The organism is Holdemanella porci, from assembly GCF_019052655.1.
Classification (GTDB): domain Bacteria; phylum Bacillota_I; class Bacilli_A; order Erysipelotrichales; family Erysipelotrichaceae; genus Holdemanella; species Holdemanella hominis.
The window spans coordinates 1-15983 of sequence record NZ_JAHQVB010000050.1; the positions used below are offsets into that span (position 1 = coordinate 1).

General features: G+C 32.7%; 19 protein-coding genes. 9 read left to right on the top strand and 10 right to left on the bottom strand.

The genetic code is table 11. The features are described from left to right. Positions 1-238 precede the first annotated feature (238 nt). Complete coding sequence (locus KTQ83_RS08905; protein ID WP_186998283.1) at positions 239-481, top strand: hypothetical protein; 243 nt, start codon at positions 239-241, stop codon at positions 479-481. 54 nt (positions 482-535) lie between these two features. Here KTQ83_RS08905 and KTQ83_RS08910 read toward each other — a convergent pair whose 3' ends face one another. Together KTQ83_RS08910 and KTQ83_RS08915 are read right to left on the bottom strand one after the other, a co-directional pair. Continuing rightward, the gene (locus KTQ83_RS08910) at positions 536-1054 is read right to left on the bottom strand and encodes an ECF transporter S component (RefSeq protein ID WP_217256924.1); all 519 of its coding nucleotides are present in this window, start codon (positions 1052-1054) and stop codon (positions 536-538) included. Positions 1055-1111: 57 nt separating this feature from the next. Next, positions 1112-1768 (bottom strand): Crp/Fnr family transcriptional regulator, encoded by a 657-nt coding sequence (locus KTQ83_RS08915; protein WP_117924097.1) that lies wholly within the window; start codon positions 1766-1768, stop codon positions 1112-1114. A gap of 136 nt (positions 1769-1904) precedes the next feature. On the opposite strand from KTQ83_RS08915, the gene larA reads away from it, so the two are divergent. Together larA and larD are read left to right on the top strand one after the other, a co-directional pair. Next, positions 1905-3182 carry a nickel-dependent lactate racemase gene (gene larA / locus KTQ83_RS08920; protein WP_117924099.1) on the top strand — a complete coding sequence of 426 codons (1278 nt, stop codon included), beginning with the start codon at positions 1905-1907 and terminating at the stop codon, positions 3180-3182. Between the two features lie 18 nt (positions 3183-3200). Continuing rightward, positions 3201-3911: a D/L-lactic acid transporter LarD gene (larD, locus tag KTQ83_RS08925; protein WP_117924101.1), complete on the top strand. Its 711-nt coding sequence runs from the start codon at positions 3201-3203 to the stop codon at positions 3909-3911. Between the two features lie 48 nt (positions 3912-3959). Here the strand turns inward: larD and KTQ83_RS08930 are convergent, their stop codons facing one another. Continuing rightward, positions 3960-5252, bottom strand: coding sequence for an MATE family efflux transporter (locus KTQ83_RS08930; RefSeq protein WP_217256611.1), 1293 nt, complete (start codon positions 5250-5252; stop codon positions 3960-3962). Between the two features lie 56 nt (positions 5253-5308). Here KTQ83_RS08930 and KTQ83_RS08935 point away from each other — a divergent pair, with 56 nt between their 5' ends. Further along, positions 5309-6100 carry a MerR family transcriptional regulator gene (locus KTQ83_RS08935; RefSeq protein WP_186998279.1) on the top strand — a complete coding sequence of 264 codons (792 nt, stop codon included), beginning with the start codon at positions 5309-5311 and terminating at the stop codon, positions 6098-6100. On the opposite strand, the gene KTQ83_RS08940 is transcribed toward KTQ83_RS08935, so the two are convergent. Continuing rightward, positions 6087-6470 carry a hypothetical protein gene (locus KTQ83_RS08940; protein WP_217256612.1) on the bottom strand — a complete coding sequence of 128 codons (384 nt, stop codon included), beginning with the start codon at positions 6468-6470 and terminating at the stop codon, positions 6087-6089. The two genes, KTQ83_RS08935 and KTQ83_RS08940, sit on opposite strands and share 14 nt — an antisense overlap. 618 nt (positions 6471-7088) lie before the next feature. Here KTQ83_RS08940 and ltrA point away from each other — a divergent pair. Then, the gene (ltrA, locus tag KTQ83_RS08945; RefSeq protein WP_217256613.1) at positions 7089-8411 is read left to right on the top strand and encodes a group II intron reverse transcriptase/maturase; all 1323 of its coding nucleotides are present in this window, start codon (positions 7089-7091) and stop codon (positions 8409-8411) included. Between the two features lie 81 nt (positions 8412-8492). On the opposite strand, the gene KTQ83_RS08950 is transcribed toward ltrA, so the two are convergent. Both KTQ83_RS08950 and KTQ83_RS08955 read right to left on the bottom strand, forming a co-directional pair. Continuing rightward, positions 8493-9812, bottom strand: coding sequence for a serine hydrolase domain-containing protein (locus KTQ83_RS08950; RefSeq protein ID WP_217256614.1), 1320 nt, complete (start codon positions 9810-9812; stop codon positions 8493-8495). 32 nt (positions 9813-9844) lie between these two features. Then, on the bottom strand, positions 9845-11128 hold the full coding sequence (locus KTQ83_RS08955) for a shikimate kinase (RefSeq protein WP_186998277.1): 1284 nt from the start codon (positions 11126-11128) through the stop codon (positions 9845-9847). 203 nt (positions 11129-11331) lie between these two features. Here KTQ83_RS08955 and KTQ83_RS08960 point away from each other — a divergent pair, with 203 nt between their 5' ends. The 4 genes from KTQ83_RS08960 (at position 11332) to KTQ83_RS08975 (ending at position 13812) form a co-directional block, all read left to right on the top strand. Next, the gene (locus tag KTQ83_RS08960; RefSeq protein WP_244975822.1) at positions 11332-11724 is read left to right on the top strand and encodes a DUF3784 domain-containing protein; all 393 of its coding nucleotides are present in this window, start codon (positions 11332-11334) and stop codon (positions 11722-11724) included. 109 nt (positions 11725-11833) lie between these two features. Further along, the gene (locus KTQ83_RS12330) at positions 11834-12256 is read left to right on the top strand and encodes a hypothetical protein (protein WP_227402208.1); all 423 of its coding nucleotides are present in this window, start codon (positions 11834-11836) and stop codon (positions 12254-12256) included. Positions 12257-12466: 210 nt separating this feature from the next. Further along, positions 12467-13405, top strand: coding sequence for a MarR family transcriptional regulator (locus KTQ83_RS08970; protein ID WP_217256616.1), 939 nt, complete (start codon positions 12467-12469; stop codon positions 13403-13405). Further along, positions 13402-13812 (top strand): ATP-binding protein, encoded by a 411-nt coding sequence (locus KTQ83_RS08975; protein ID WP_244975823.1) that lies wholly within the window; start codon positions 13402-13404, stop codon positions 13810-13812. Before KTQ83_RS08970 ends, KTQ83_RS08975 begins: the two co-directional genes overlap by 4 nt. A 37-nt stretch (positions 13813-13849) precedes the next feature. On the opposite strand, the gene KTQ83_RS08980 is transcribed toward KTQ83_RS08975, so the two are convergent. From KTQ83_RS08980 to KTQ83_RS08995, 4 genes are all read right to left on the bottom strand, one after another. Further along, positions 13850-13996 (bottom strand): hypothetical protein, encoded by a 147-nt coding sequence (locus tag KTQ83_RS08980; protein WP_217256617.1) that lies wholly within the window; start codon positions 13994-13996, stop codon positions 13850-13852. Positions 13997-14175: 179 nt separating this feature from the next. Continuing rightward, the gene (locus tag KTQ83_RS08985) at positions 14176-14874 is read right to left on the bottom strand and encodes a metallophosphoesterase (protein WP_217256618.1); all 699 of its coding nucleotides are present in this window, start codon (positions 14872-14874) and stop codon (positions 14176-14178) included. A gap of 27 nt (positions 14875-14901) precedes the next feature. Then, a complete protein-coding gene (locus tag KTQ83_RS08990) occupies positions 14902-15213 on the bottom strand; it encodes a cyclic-phosphate processing receiver domain-containing protein (protein ID WP_217256619.1) in 312 nt (103 codons plus the stop codon). A 17-nt stretch (positions 15214-15230) separates the two neighbouring features. Then, a complete protein-coding gene (locus KTQ83_RS08995) occupies positions 15231-15911 on the bottom strand; it encodes a hypothetical protein (protein ID WP_217256620.1) in 681 nt (226 codons plus the stop codon). Positions 15912-15983 lie beyond the last annotated feature (72 nt).

Below are 15983 nucleotides of genomic sequence, written 5' to 3' on the forward strand. Positions count from 1 at the left end.
AATATTTTGAAGTTCTTGTCATAAGTGTAGTCTCTCTTTCGTTTACACCTATACATTAAGTCTTAAATAGCGATCATTAATGTCAGTTATATTAACAAGTCACCAATATATCTGTTAAGCCAAATATTTACTCTTATTTCTTTGTATATTCTCACTTGTACTTCCAATAGGATGTGAAGTTAAGGAACAAAAACAAGTTGTCGTTGATTATCAAGAATACCATTTTCGTAATGAAGATTTGTTAGAGTCTCACTATGAAAAACATGGAAAAGAAATGGGATTTGTATCCAGTGAAGAATATGAAATGGCTGCAAGTGATGCAGTCAATAATCCAGAGTCCTTACATAAAACCGAAAAGGAAGATGGGGATGATGTGTACTATAAAGAGGATACCAACGAATTTGTGATTGTATCCACGGATAGGTATATTCGAAACAATTTTAATCCAGATTCTGGTAAGAAATATTTTGATCGACAATAAGAAAGGACCGAATATCAGATCTATAATCTGAAAATTCGGTCCTTTTATATGATTTTATGCAGGAATTCTTTTATTTAAAATACGAACCAAAACAGGAATGACAATCAGTTGAATGACGATACCTGGAAGACAAGTAATAAAACTAGCACTCATAAATACAGATAATGTATAGCCTTGTGTACTAAGAATACATGTATTGACTAAACCGTTCATGATTCTTCCTGCAAGCATCGCAATAATCAAACTCATATATAATTTTGTCATTTCATTTTTAACAGGAATATAACTTGCACACAAACCAGTAACTAAACCATATACAGCTAATTCAACCATCATTTGTGGCAAAATCATTGCAGGTGGCATACCTGTTGTTACGCTTGAAATGAAAGGTGTTAAAATTCCACATGCCAAACCATATGGCCATCCACAAAATAGTCCGCAAACCAATACTGGAATGTGCATTGGTAAGAATATGCTTCCAGCATTTGGGATAACATGAAATGCCATAGGAAGCAATACACCTAAAGCGATGCATAAAGCGCATGATACTAGTTTTCTTGTGATACTATTCATCGTTAAATACCTCTTCTTCTAAAAATACTTGGTAAGGATGTATGGACATATCAATACTTAACATTGTACATATTGTTTTAAGAAATCTACATCTAAAATTAATATTTTTTGATTCACAATTTTAATGATGCCTTCCTCTTTTAATTTACAGATAATTCGACTCACGCTATTACGAGTGGAGATTCCACAAAATCCTGCAATATCATCATTTGTGATTTGAAAATCAATAAGAGTACCTGCCTCTACTTTTCGACCAAATAAATCAATCAATTGATATAAGAAGGAGCATATTGCACCTGTTTTTCCATTCATCATCATGATTTGTTGGCGAAAAATAGCTTCAGACAATTTTTCTCTATAATAAGAATTGACATAATCCTGTAGCTCTTTATCTTGACTCACATAATCCCAAAATAAAACTCTAGGAATACGATAAAATGTTGCCACATCACTTTCAATACGAACATTGAATGGTGCGGATGTATATTGACTTACTTGATCTCTTAATAAAGATAGTATGTCTGGGGTGTTGATGTAAGAAATGTTGAATTCACGACCATCTGGTAAAATGACACTTGTCTTGACGACACCATCTTTTAATACATAAGTATCTTGTTGTTCAAGTCCATAATACGTTAAATAGGTATGTTTCTTTTTCTTGATGGTTGCTACATTTTTTTCTTTTAAAAAGTTTAATAAGTACTCATTGTCCATATTCGCTCTCCTTTACCGGTTTTGAATTATAACAATACTCTAAATTTCGCGAAACAACAAACGTTAACAACGGATGGTGTTTCGCGATTGAATGTTTCGGATTATATTAATCCCTGAAAAAAAAGGAGAGATAAAAATGTTTGAAATGAATGTGCCTTATGATAAAGGTCAAATGAAAATCAAATTAGAAGATAAGAATTTAGCTGGTGTTTTAGAGGGAAGACAAAGTGATTATAAAACTACACTTTCAGAAAATGAAATTGTGGAACAATCTTTGAATCATCCCATTGGTTCAAAAAGCTTAGAAGAACTTGCGAAAGGCAAGAAAAATGTGGTCATTATTAGTTCAGATCACACGCGTCCAGTGCCTTCAAGAATTATTACCCCTATTCTTTTAAGAAGAATTCGTAGTGTGTCACCCGATGCACGTATTCGTATTTTAGTTGCGACAGGATTCCATAGAGAAAGTACGCATGAAGAGCTTGTGGCTAAATATGGAGAAGACATTGTAAAAAATGAAGAAATTGTTATGCACGTATCTACAGATGATTCTTCGATGGTAAAAATTGGACAGTTACCAAGTGGAGGAGACTGCATTATCAACAAGGTTGCAGCGGAAGCTGATTTATTGATTTCTGAAGGCTTTATTGAAGCACACTTCTTTGCAGGATTCTCTGGAGGAAGAAAATCTGTGTTGCCAGGCATTGCATCTTATAAAACAATCATGGCAAATCACAGTGGTGAATTTATCAATGATAAAATGTCACGTCCAGGTAATTTGCAGCACAATTTGATTCATGAAGATATGGTGTATGCGGCAAGAACGGCCAAACTAGCCTTTATTGTCAATGTTGTATTAAATGGAAATCATGAAATTATTGGTTCTTTTGCGGGAGATATGGAAAAAGCTCATGAAAAAGGTTGTGATTTTGTTCGTTCTTTGGCAAGTGTAAATAAAGTAGATTGTGATATCGCAATCAGTACGAATGGTGGATATCCTTTGGATCAAAATATTTATCAGGCAATCAAAGGAATGACAGCTGCTGAAGCTACATTAAATCCAGATGGCATTATCATCATGATTGCAGGATGTCGTGATGGACATGGAGGTATTGGATTCTATCATAATATTGCAGATGTGAAAGATCCAGAAGAATTTGAACAAAAAGCCATTCATACTCCACGTTTAGAAACCGTTCCAGATCAATGGACATCACAAATCTGTGCGCGTATTTTAGCACATCACAAAGTGATCTTGGTTTCCGATTTAGTAGATCCACAACTTGTGAAAGATATGCATATGGATTTAGCTACAAGCGTAGATGAAGCGCTACAAAAAGCGTTTGAAATAAAAGGAAAAGATGCCAAGGTTGCCGTCATTCCTGATGGCTTGGGTGTCGTTGTAAATATTTAAGGAAGGAAATTTGAATTTATGTTACATAATTTAATTGCGGAATTTTTATCAACAGGACTTATGATTTTATTTGGTGTCGGAGTACACTGCGATGAAGTTTTGACAAACACAAAATATCACGGAAGTGGACACATCTTTGCGATCACAACATGGGCCTTTGGCATCAGTGTTTGTCTATATATTTTTGGTGGCGTTTGTATGAATCCTGCCATGGTACTTGCACAATGTGCTTTAGGTATGCTTCCATGGACTAGTTTTATTCCATACGTTGTTGCCGAATTTTTAGGTGCCCTTGTTGGAGCTTTAATTTGTTTTGTGATGTATAAAGATCATTTTACAGAAAGCGAAGGAAATGTGAACCCAATCGCCATTCGTAATATTTTCTCTACCAATCCAAACTGCAGAAATCTACCTCGAAACTTCTTTGTCGAAACAATCGCTACAACTATTTTCTTGAGTGCCATTTTAGCTGTTGCTACCAAATATGAAACACAACTACCAATTGGCGTAGGCCTTATTGTATGGGCAGTAGGTATGGGTCTTGGAGGAACAACTGGATTTGCGATGAATCAAGCTCGTGATTTAGGACCTCGTTTGGCATTCCAATTATTACCAATTAAAAATAAAGCCAATAATGATTGGCAATATGGACTATTAGTTCCAGGAATTGCTCCTTTTGTAGGTGCATTACTTGCTGCTTTGTTCTGCCATTTGTTTTTAGGTATCTAATATTGAAAAAGACAGATATTCAAAATCAAAATGAATATCTGTCTTCTTTTATATTTTTCTTTGTGATTTTAAATCATATAGGGCAATCCCTAAACAGAAGATTTCAGAGACTGTACAACTGATCCAAATTCCATTTTCCTTAAATAATGTTGTACAAACAAATAGGGATAATAAGACAAAGAGAATGCCACGAGAAATCGAAAGCACAAAGGCTTTTCTTGGCTCTTCTAAAGCGACCATGTAGCCGCTTGTGATCACGACATGTCCCATAATCAAGAAGACATAGCTAAATTGACGTAATGCTAAAATGGTATTAAAGTAGTTTTCTGTATTTACTGGAATAAAAGCAGCCGTGATATTTGGTGCAAACACTTCTACAATTAAGAATAATAAAACTCCAGCACAAGAGACTAAAATACGTGCATATTTATGAAAAGTTGAAACGGATTTTTTATCGTTTCGACCATAGTAATAACTAACTAAAGGCTGTGTTCCTTGACTGGTTCCAACCATCACCATCAATACAAGATTATAAATATACATCAAGACAGTAAAAGTAACTAATCCATCCGTACCAAGTAATTGGTTGATGCGATAATTAAATACTGTAATCATTATGCCTGGAGAAATTTCAGAAATACAATCGGGAAGGCCTAAAGATAAAATTCTAGAATATTCATGCCAAGGATAGTTTGCCTTCACAAAATGGAAATGTGATTTATGACTAAACGCAAAATGATAAAAGAAGAAGCAGAAAGTCACAAGTTGAGATAAACCTGTAGCTAAGGCAGCACCACCAATCCCCATGTTAAAAGTTCCCATAAATAAAGGGTCAAGAATTAAGTTTGTGCCAGCTCCTAGACAAATACCCATTATGGATTTTTGGGGGAAGCCATCGGCCTTTAAAAGGACTTCGAAACAATAGGATACAATGTAAAAGAAGGAGAAGCAGGATAATACTTTGATGTATGTATCTGCATAAAAAAACACATCTTCGTTTGCACCTAAAAATTCTGTAATGTGATGTGAGTTTATAAAAGATAAAATCGCAATACATAAAGCTATACATGAAATTGTGATGGTATTCATTGTGAATACTTCATGCATTTTTCTTTCTTCATTCGCACCTCGATAAATGGACATCACTGTACTTGATCCAATCGCAAATAAGACTCCAATGGAGAAAATGGTTGTGACATATGGACTTGCCACGTTTATGGAGGCTAATGCCGTATCGCCTTCATAGTGGGCAACGAATATACCGTCAACTAAGGTATATAGATTAAAGATAACCATCGAACATATGGATGGTATGACAAATTTAAGATATTGTTTCAACATAAAATCACCAAGTTAAGTGTAAACCTTGGTATAATACTAAGGTCAAGGGTGGCTACATGAAAAAATATTATAAAATCAATGAAATCGCAAAATTATACAATATTAAAACAGACTCTTTAAGATATTATGAAGAAGTAGGTTTAATTTGTCCAATGCGATCAAAATCAAATTATCGATTATACACACTGAATGATATCTATATTTTAAATATTATTCGAGATTGTTTAAAATTAGGGTATGATACGCATCAAATCAAAGAATACTTAGATAATCGTAGTGTGAATAATACAATTGTGTTTTTAAAAGAAGAAGAAAGATTGATTCAAAGACAGATTCAAGAATTGAATACAACCCTAAGTTCCATTCAAACGCGAATTGAAGATTTGAATCGTACCCAGTATATTGAATTTGATACATGTAAGATTGAAGTATATCCAAAAAGATATTGTCGGTATTTAAAAGAAAAAATTGATCAAGATGAAAAAATTGACTTTTTATTGACGAAACTAAGTGAATCGATGGAAGAAGATATTTCTGTATTAGGAAATATGGATTCAGGCAGTGTTGTTGAATATAAAAATAATGAGTATGTGTATACAAGTGTATTTATTTTAACTCAAGAAGAAAAACATGACTTTATTCTAGATGAAGGTATGTATTGTACATATACTTATTCAGGGGAATATGATCGAACGAATCAATTGTTTAATAAAATGCAAGATTGGATTAAAGAACACAATTATACAGTTGATGGTCCATTCTTAGAATTTTTATTGATTGATATTCATGAAACAAAAAAAGTGGAGGAGTATATTACCTCCATCCACATTAAGGTTAAACCAAGATGATGAATCCAGATTCAATAGGTTTATATTCTTCGACATCCATTGAATCATAGTATAGATCTCCATTTGAGTCTAATACTAGAATTCGATGATTTTCACAAATAGTTGGTAAGACTTCTAAAGTGTTGTTGATTTTGTAGACTTTATTTTCTTTTTCAAACAATTGAGAATTATATGGTTCGATATCATCTTCACAAATATAGGTGTAGCTTGCACAATATAATTTACCATCTTCAAAGTAAGGCTCAATACGATCTCTAGAACCGTTACAAGGCGTATTTAAATAGCTTTGGGCATGCGTATCATCGATTACTTCAATTGGAAATTCAGATACGACGGATTCGGATTTATTGCCATGGACAATCAATGACATTGTATCTTCTGTTCTGTTAAATTCAACACTGCATAACATTTGGTTTGTGACAATATCATAGTGTGCGCCAAGAAAACATTAAGTTGTTTCACTCAATGTTATTAGTAACGTTGTTTGTAAGGTGCTTATTTATAGCGATAAGAATATCGCATGGCAAAGTCTAACCAACAGCCATTACCAAGTCCTTGGAGTCGACATCGTGAGACTAGATTTAAGCGTAGGATAGGGAGTTGTGAAAATCGAAATTGAAAATGAAGTTTAACAAGTTTCGAAAAGTCGTCACCCATAAAATAATGGGATAAAATCTAGAGCCGATTCTGTACTATGAGACGTAGGCAGTACTTATAATCCGCATTGGTGAGGATTATTAAGACTAGACGGAATATTGAACTCGATGAGCATAACAATAATAAATAAGTACAACTTGGGAGGCCTTGATAGTTCGATAAATATCGTATGATTAACAATATTTAGCACATAAAGGAAATCAAATGACTATCAAGGAGTCAGAGCCATTGATAGTAGCTAAGAAGTTGTTGATAAAACAATGGAGCCAAGCGATGGCAGTATATAGTGTTTGATATAGATTATTATCTTACACACGAAGAGGTGAATCTAATGAATAATAATATATCAAATATAGGTACGTTTGTATCAGTACATCCGGAAAGGAAAGTTCAAAATCTAGCAAGATATCTTAGTGAAGATAATCTTAAGAGAGCATTCTTTAAACTTAATAAAAGAAAGGCTGTAGGAATTGATGGCGTCACTGTCGATAATTACATGCATGATCTTGATACCAATATACACAATCTCTATGAAAGATTGGTTCATATGACGTATAAGCCACTGCCTTCTAGAAGAGTGTATATACCGAAACCAGGGTCAAATAAGAAAAGACCTTTAGGTATTCCGTGTCTTGAAGACAAAATAGTTCAATATGTAATGGCCGAAATATTAAATGAGATTTATGAACGTATGTTTATTAATGAATCGTATGGGTTTAGGCCAAATCGTAACTGCCATCAAGCAGTTACTTACCTTAGAAACATGATTGTAACCAGGAAGGTGAACTACATAGTTGATGCCGATATCAAAGGATTCTTTGATAATATTGACCATGAGTGGATGATAAAATTTCTTGAGTATAGAATCGATGATAGAAGGTTTATTGAACTGATTAATCGATTTCTCAAAAGTGGCATCATAGAAAATGAGATGTACTATGAGACCGATAAAGGAACGCCACAAGGAGGTATAATTTCTCCGATTTTAGCAAATATATATTTACACTTTGTACAAGACTTATGGGTGGAAAAGATTGTAAAACCTAAATCAAGAGGTGAAGTATATTATGTTCGCTATGCGGATGACAGTCAAATATGCTTTCAATATAAAGATGACGCTGAGAGATATTACTATAGTCTGATAACTAGGCTTGATAAATTTGGACTAGAAGTAGCAGAAAATAAAACAAGAATCATTGCATTCGGTAGATTTACTAAAAGTGATATGGAAAAGAAAGGGATTAAAGGAAAACCTAATACATTCAGTTTTCTTGGCTTCACTTTCTATTTATCTCAAACCAAGTTCACACATAAATTTACTGTGAAATTAAAGACGGATGGTAAGAAACTAAGTGCTAAAATGCGTAAAGCATCGATGTGGTTAAAACACATTAGACATCATAAAGTCAAAGAGATTATCTGTACCATAAACAGGTCTTTAAGAGGTCATTATCAATATTATGGTGTATCTGATAATTATAAATGTTTATGTAGATTTCGATGGCATATTATAAGAATGTTGTTTAAAGTTTTGCGCAGCAGAGGCAATAGAAGAAGATTAACATGGGACACTTATTTCAATAAGTTACTAAAAGAAAATCCAATTGTTAACCCGAAAATCTATATTAAGTTGTATTCTGATACAGCATATTGAATATGTACTGGGAGCCGTATGCGGGAAAACCGCACGTACGGTTCTGCGAGGGTTTGTGCCAGCAATGGTACATTCTACTTACTAAGTTGTATCACACACAATATATTTTTTGTTTAATCTGGATTTCCAGACTGAGTTTAGTTCTTGTTTTTTTGCTTTTTGTGCAAACGCAACCGTACGATTTCTTGTTGTCTTTAAAAGATAGTCTTCTTCAAAGAAGATTTGATTTCCTTTTTCATTTGTCCATTTACCATCTGCATAATCCAACAAATCACTCATGACCCAGCCTTTTTCCGTTTTATCTTGCACAACCATACTTGATTTTATGGTTGTGATTTTTTGTAAGCCAAAGGCATGGGCATAAATTCCTGAATAATCTGGATATGTATTTGGTTCTAAATAGGTATTGAATAAGCGCATTAAAGTTGTAGGAACATCGAATCCGCAATCATGTGTTTCACTTAATGCTAATACGGCATTGTATTTAGGAACAATGATCAGTCTTGAACTAAAGAACATACTGTTTCCACCTTTGGCTAAAACGCCGTCACCAAAATCATAGTCTGGATCATGGTGTCTGACTAAGTCCCAACCTAAGCCAAAATCAATGGCGCCTAGATCCGATTCTAGAAATGTAGTTCCCCAAGATTTAGCCATTAAAGCTTTTGACTTTTCACTAATAATAGAATTAGGCTCTAGAAATATTTGTCCAAATTTACATAAATCAATCATAGAAGTGGTGATGCCACCAGCTCCTTGAATTGGGAAGTATTCTTTTGGTTTCTTACCTTCAGAAACTAAAGGATAATCTGAATTGATTATATATGTCGTATTGGTGCTATTTGCGTCAATCTTTTCTGTAATATATTTTCTTAAGACATCTTCATAAGGCATTTTACGAACTTTTGAAACGACCATTTCAGCTAATGTGAATCCATCATTACAATAGGTACTGTAAGTTCCTGGATCTGCTTTTAGGGTGCTGTTTGATAAATAGTTTAATACTTCGCTATAGTAGTTAAACTTAGAAGTGGTACTCACACTAAAATGTTTCCATTGTGTCCCTGGAAGTCCACTCGAATGATCTAGGCACATGCGTACTGTAATATCTTTGTATCTTTCATCTTTCATTGTAAATTGAGGAAGAATATCTGCAACTTTATCTTCAAGTTGAAGCAATCCTTCATCCACTAACTGCATAACACATACGGTACAATAGATTTTAGATATCGAACATACATTAAATGTACAATCCGTCGTGATGGATTGATTGTTGATTTTGTCGATGACACCAATCGCATCGGCACAGACAATTTTTCCATCCTGCATAAAGGCATAGCTACAAGCTGTATAGTCTGGTTTTACCATAGCTTTTAATAATTGAGTAACTTGATTTTCCATATGATTTCTCCTTTATAAAAGAAAATGAGAAGTTAATCTGCAACTGCATCAATCAAAATGCTGTGATAGGCATTCACAATATCATCAACCGTTTCTTCAATATTCGTATTATTGACAGCTACATAAGCAGCATATTTTTGATACAATGGGTATCTTTCTTTATGCATTTGTTGAAGGGCTAGTTTAGAACTCGATAGTGGTCTATTTGGATCGGAGCTGATTAATTTATCAACATCACGATCAATGAAAATTGTGATTCCATTTAAACGCAAGAAGTCCATATTGACTTTATGTTTAATGGTACCACCACCAGTCGCAATGATTTTATTGTTCATCTTGCTTGCTTCAATCGCAACTTCTGTTTCAATGGCTCTAAATCCTGCTTCACCAGATTCCTGGAAGATTTCTGGAATGCTTTTTCCAGCTTTGGCGATGATCATATCATCTAAGTCGAAGAATTCTTTTCCAAGCTTTTCTTCAAGCATTTTACCAATTGTTGTTTTCCCTGCACTTGGCATACCAATTAATACGATGTTACAACGATCTTTCAACATTTCTTTTTTGATTTCATCAATGATTGAATCATCAAAAGACATGTTCTCGAAAATTTCAAATGTATATTTGGCTTGTGCAATCAACATTTCCAAACCAATTACACGTTTGATGTCGGCTTCTTGAGCTTCAAAACATAAACGCGTAAGAATTGGGTTGTATACAACATCTAATACACATTCTAATTTATGGAACCAGCTTACATCAATTGGTGCATTCGTAATATTTGGAAACATTCCCACTGGACTTGTATTGACGACAATATCTGCATCTAAATGTGATGTGTACATTTCATCATATCCAATGGCACCACGATCTGAGCTTCTCGAAACAATCACAATGGCTTTTGCGTTTTCATGTTCGCAAACGGCTTTAACAGCAGCACATGCACCACCGTTACCAATAATCAAGACTTTTTTGCCTTCCATATGTACGTTGTGGGCTTTAACCATATATAAGAATCCACCAAAGTCTGTATTGTACCCTTTTAATTTGCCATCTACATTGATGATTGTATTGACAGCACCAATGGCTTTAGCACTTTCATCCATTTCATCTAAATAAGGAATGACATCCTTTTTATATGGAATAGTCACATTGATTCCTGTGAAATCTTTCTTTTCCATAAATTCTTTGAATTCTTCTTTATCTAATTCCACCAATTGGTAGTCATAATCTTTTACGTTCTCAATCTCTGCAATTCTTGTCTGAATTTGTTTGGAGAAACTATGCCCCAAGTGCTCACCTATCAATCCGTATTTCATATCATTTCCTCTTTTCTAGAACAGCTCTTTAAATGTTAAAAAAAGCATTTCGAAGAAGAAATGCTTTTTGAATGCCCTGAAACTTAAAAATAACCATCGTATACATATGGCTTTTCTCAGGGCTATTTAAAGTAAAAGTAATAATGTCTTGAAGTGTTCATATGCATAGGATACACCATTTTTTTGTAAGTGGCAACCCTAAAATGAAAATAAATGTAAAAAATCAGAAAGTTGTTTCAAAGTGTATAATAAAAGTGGTGATTATTATGAATGTTGGATTTGCGGCATGTATTATTTTGGCAGTATTCTTTCTTATTTTAGGAATAATGTTTGCGTTGCTGAAAGAAAAAGGGGCACAATTTGTTTCTGGATTTCGTATACTAAATCATCCGGAAAAATATGATAAAGCTAATATTTCTAGAGATATGCGTAATCAATGCTTCATCTATTTTGTGATTCTAAGTATAGGAGCCGTCCTTTCGAATTTTATATCTTCTTATATCGCAATACCTACCTATATTATATGGACCATTATTTTCTTTAAGTCTGTACATTTAGATGCCGAAAAGGCATTTGAAAAATATTTGATTCATTAAAGTATGTAAAGAGCTTTTAAGTCTTATATATGATTCAATATAAGTGTTGACAGAAAGAATGAAAATTTATATAATCGTTCTAAATTGAACGATTTAGGAGGGCATACTTATGTTTCATGTAAAGAAAAGAACTCTTTTGTTAATAGCAGGAATTGTATGGTTGATTGCAGGATTTAATGTCGCACGACTTGGTGTACTATCGTATCGTGTAATTGAATCGAAATGGTATTTATATATTTTAACAATTGTTGTGTTCTGTGCATTTGGAATGATGTTTTTCAAGATGAGTCAGAAACACACAAAGCGAATTATGGGATATGAAGCAACACGTCCATTCTGGCACTTCTTTGATTTAAAAGCCTACATGATCATGGCTTGTATGATGGGTGGAGGAATTGGATTTAGAGCAGCAGGTATCTTTCCAGATATCTTTATTGCCTTTTTCTATTCAGGACTTGGCTGTGCATTAGCCTTAGCAGGTGTTACTTTTTTAAGAAACTATATTCAATATGAAAACTTATTATTAGATTAAAAGAAAAGATTTATGTCTTTTTCTTAATCGAATATAATATTTATGGCAAAAACGTACTTTGTAAACTTGAAATTGTTGACGTTTTTGCCTTTTATTATACTTAAAAGGATAGGATTATGAAGGATATCGCAATTTAACGTAAAAACTTTATATTTAACGTTACTAAAGTTAAAATGGAAATGATAGAGTTAAAAAGGAGGCTGCGATAACATGAAAACAGATGTATTTAGATTGACAATAAATTATAAGTCATGGGATAAAAAACAAGCGTTACCACTTTATGTAGCTGGTAATTATGAGATTGATGAAGCTATTGTTTCAAATAATCGATTTATCGTGATGATGAGTCCCATTGGTGATTTGCCAACACTTCCGGCTATGAAAAAGCATATAGAAAAGATTCAAAAAATTGATGATGTACCTGTCGCATTTTATTTAAAAAATTTGTCTGATTTTAGAAGAAAAGGAATGTTAGAAAGTAATATACCTTTTATGACAGAAAAACAAGTATTTCTTCCTTTTATTGGGACACTGTTAATGGAAGAGAAAAATAATGCATTGTATAAAGAAAAATTTATGTTTTCTACACAACAATTGTTTTTGATGTATTTATATAATAGACAAAATAAATTGTATGTCGCAAATGTTGGAAAGAAGCTTCCTTATTCAGCAATGACATTATCAAGAGCGGTCAAACAATTAGAAGCAAGTGACTTATTTTTGGTGTATAAAGATGGCGTTAATAAAGTGATTGAATCAAAATATGATAGAAGAGAATTGTTTGAAAGGGCAAAACCTTTCTTGTTAGATCCGGTTCGGAAATATGGCTATATTGAAAAATCAAGAATTGATGAAAATATGGTTCTTGCATCAGAGAGTGCTTTGGCCAAAAATTCAATGTTGAATCCTTCCAAATTAATAACATATGCGATTGATGAACAAAAAATGGATATAAATCAAATGGAAAATGAATTGGTAGATCCAAATAAACAGATTCGACTTGAATTATGGGGCTATGATCCAAAATTATTTTCAGATGATAATGTGGCGGATGGTTTATCTGTGGCATTATCTTTGAGAGAAATTGTAGATGAGCGAATTGAAGAAGCTATAGATGAATGTATAGAAAGAGAGCTAAATGAAAAATGATAAATGGGTTCACTAAATTTAAAGAGTGGTTCAAAGGTTTTGAAAATCAGTATGTTGTGATTGGTGGGACAGCATGTGATTTAATAATGGAACTCAGCGCACATGAACAAGCGGAGGATTCACTTAAATTTTTAGGTATTATGGAAAATATAGCACAAGTAGACCTACTGATTACAGATGATTTTGGACTTATGAATCTTGATGTTGAAAAATATAGACATCTATTTGAAATTCTCAATTCAAGGGAAGGAAGAAAATCGACAGTGTTGGTTTCTCAAATCCCGGTAAAAGAATGGTACGATTTATTTAAGGATTGTACATACGCTGACGCGTGTTTAGATCGAGTTCTATGTAAAGCATATCGCTTGGAATTCAAAGGTGAATCACTAAGAAATCAAAAAATTTGACACACCGATTGACCGCTACAGATACACCGATGGTGCTCTACACGCGCACCATTTTTCCGCCATATGCAGTAACGCCATATAAATCATAATCTTTTCTATTGTTGATGCATTCAATTAAAAGATCTAGTTTATCTTCGGGTAAACTAAAAACAAAATCCTTAAAAGGATTTTCAAAATTAGACATAAAAAAACATCCTCAACATGTCTAAGCAGCCATTCGGTGAGGATGTCGCCAAACAAAGTTCCAAATGACTGCTTAGACATTAACTTTCTTTGGCTTTTTAATTATAACAGATTAATAAAACGGGTACACTACTTTCATTTTGTCAACCACACGATTGTAGATTAATAGAAAAAGTTTACTTAAACATAAAATTCTTCCATAGTATCTAAGCACAAACATGCTAACGTACCATTTTCAAAACAAGCACCACAATCAATTGCTATGAAATTATTTTTATAAAATATTTCAGGTTTTCCATTAATACCTAATGTTGGAGTGTGACCTACAACTACAAACTTATTAGGGTCTGTGAAGTATGGAATATCCCAATCAGGACGTTTCCAAACAAAATCATTTACATCATATTCATCTAGTGATTTTTCCTCACTAAAATCACCTAATCCTGCATGAACTAAAAGATAATATCTTCCTTTCACTTCAACTTCTTCATAAGCTGTAAACTCCATTAAATATTCAATAATGTCTTTTTGTTCTTCTTTACTTAATTTTTTAAATTCTTGGATTGTTTGGAATGCTCCATTATTCATCCAATCAGATAATTTCATTAGTTTTTCTTCATCAAAACTGTCTAAGAACTCATTTGTAATTTCTTGCGTAATAATATTAAAACAATCTGCCATCATTAATTCATGATTACCAAAAATACCAAACACATTAGACCTTTTCATCATATCTTGTAAAATTTTCATAGAGTTTACTCCTCTGTCTATTATATCTCCTAAGATATATAATGTGTCTGTCTCTTTTAAATCAATTAAATCCATCATTTCAATATATTTATCATACATACCATGAATATCGCTCATTACATAAATCATTGTTAATCACATCCTTTTTACCAACCGTTATTCACTATAAGGACAATATAAATAATCAACATCTTTAAAATTATATTTTATAAATTTTTCCATTTCTTTAACTCCTTCAAGATGAGTACTATGTATATATATTTCTCGAACCTTTATATTATTTTGCTTCATATAAATTAAAATGTCTAATCCTGTTTCTTCACCCCCTAAGTCATAATCCAAAGTAATTGCATCAATATCTTTAAACACTGATAATAACGTTATACATTGCTTATATGTCCTAACACAATTATATCCACATAATTGAACTTCACTAAAATCTCTTTTATCATCAACAAATATTTTCATAGTAAGAATACCTCATCTTACATTTCTTCTAATCTTCGAATAATCGATTCAGTTCTATTATTAATCACTATCGCTAATTTCTTCAATGTTTCAAACAGTTCTTCCCATGTCATATTAAAATCAATCATTAGTTCTTTTCTCAATTTTCTATTATAATAAACATCTTCTAACATAAACTTTCTTTTATACTCTTCAAATGATATGTTTCCATAACTCCTTTTGATGCTTATCCAATTATCTTCAATCACCATCAAAGCTCTTATACCATCATCTAAAAGCCATTTACATTTTGGCAAATACCCAAATCTTTTAGGTATAATATGAAACGCACCAATTTTATGAGCACTCTCTACATAAAATAATACATCTTCGTTAGTAAATATCTTTTGATAATGCTCTTTTGTTGATTTTAAACAAAACCATTCTTTTCTAAGGTATTGAGCACGATTATTGTCCATATTTAAATAGTCCTCATCCTTTTCTGATATTACAAATCTTTTGAAATCACTAACATAATAATTATTATTATTTTCTATATCATACTTTCTACACATTTCTTTAATATAGTAATACGGAGAGCTAAAAAATGTATCAGGTTCTAAATCTTTGTTATTATCATTTAACCAATTTAACTTTTTATATGCTCTATATGCACATTCACATCTATCTCTATCTATCATTTCTTCATTAGATAACATTCTATATTTCATCAACTTGATGTTAGCATATAAATAGGACTAGTCAAAAAGAGAAAATTTACACCAGTGGTA

Excerpts from the sequence above, each read along its gene's own strand:
- KTQ83_RS08985 (WP_217256618.1), bottom strand. The coding sequence starts at position 14,874 with ATGATTTATGTAATGAGCGATATTCATGGTATGTATGATAAATATATT.
- KTQ83_RS08980 (WP_217256617.1), bottom strand. The coding sequence starts at position 13,996 with ATGTCTAATTTTGAAAATCCTTTTAAGGATTTTGTTTTTAGTTTACCC.
- KTQ83_RS08955 (WP_186998277.1), bottom strand. The coding sequence starts at position 11,128 with ATGAAATACGGATTGATAGGTGAGCACTTGGGGCATAGTTTCTCCAAA.
- KTQ83_RS08930 (WP_217256611.1), bottom strand. The coding sequence starts at position 5,252 with ATGTTGAAACAATATCTTAAATTTGTCATACCATCCATATGTTCGATG.
- KTQ83_RS08940 (WP_217256612.1), bottom strand. The coding sequence starts at position 6,470 with ATGTCATTGATTGTCCATGGCAATAAATCCGAATCCGTCGTATCTGAA.
- KTQ83_RS08915 (WP_117924097.1), bottom strand. The coding sequence starts at position 1,768 with ATGGACAATGAGTACTTATTAAACTTTTTAAAAGAAAAAAATGTAGCA.
- KTQ83_RS08970 (WP_217256616.1), top strand. The coding sequence starts at position 12,467 with ATGAAAACAGATGTATTTAGATTGACAATAAATTATAAGTCATGGGAT.
- KTQ83_RS08960 (WP_244975822.1), top strand. The coding sequence starts at position 11,332 with ATGAAAATAAATGTAAAAAATCAGAAAGTTGTTTCAAAGTGTATAATA.
- KTQ83_RS08910 (WP_217256924.1), bottom strand. The coding sequence starts at position 1,054 with ATGAATAGTATCACAAGAAAACTAGTATCATGCGCTTTATGCATCGCT.
- KTQ83_RS12330 (WP_227402208.1), top strand. The coding sequence starts at position 11,834 with ATGTTTCATGTAAAGAAAAGAACTCTTTTGTTAATAGCAGGAATTGTA.
- larD (WP_117924101.1), top strand. The coding sequence starts at position 3,201 with ATGTTACATAATTTAATTGCGGAATTTTTATCAACAGGACTTATGATT.
- KTQ83_RS08990 (WP_217256619.1), bottom strand. The coding sequence starts at position 15,213 with ATGAAAATATTTGTTGATGATAAAAGAGATTTTAGTGAAGTTCAATTA.
- ltrA (WP_217256613.1), top strand. The coding sequence starts at position 7,089 with ATGAATAATAATATATCAAATATAGGTACGTTTGTATCAGTACATCCG.
- KTQ83_RS08950 (WP_217256614.1), bottom strand. The coding sequence starts at position 9,812 with ATGGAAAATCAAGTTACTCAATTATTAAAAGCTATGGTAAAACCAGAC.
- larA (WP_117924099.1), top strand. The coding sequence starts at position 1,905 with ATGTTTGAAATGAATGTGCCTTATGATAAAGGTCAAATGAAAATCAAA.
- KTQ83_RS08975 (WP_244975823.1), top strand. The coding sequence starts at position 13,402 with ATGATAAATGGGTTCACTAAATTTAAAGAGTGGTTCAAAGGTTTTGAA.
- KTQ83_RS08935 (WP_186998279.1), top strand. The coding sequence starts at position 5,309 with ATGAAAAAATATTATAAAATCAATGAAATCGCAAAATTATACAATATT.
- KTQ83_RS08995 (WP_217256620.1), bottom strand. The coding sequence starts at position 15,911 with ATGTTATCTAATGAAGAAATGATAGATAGAGATAGATGTGAATGTGCA.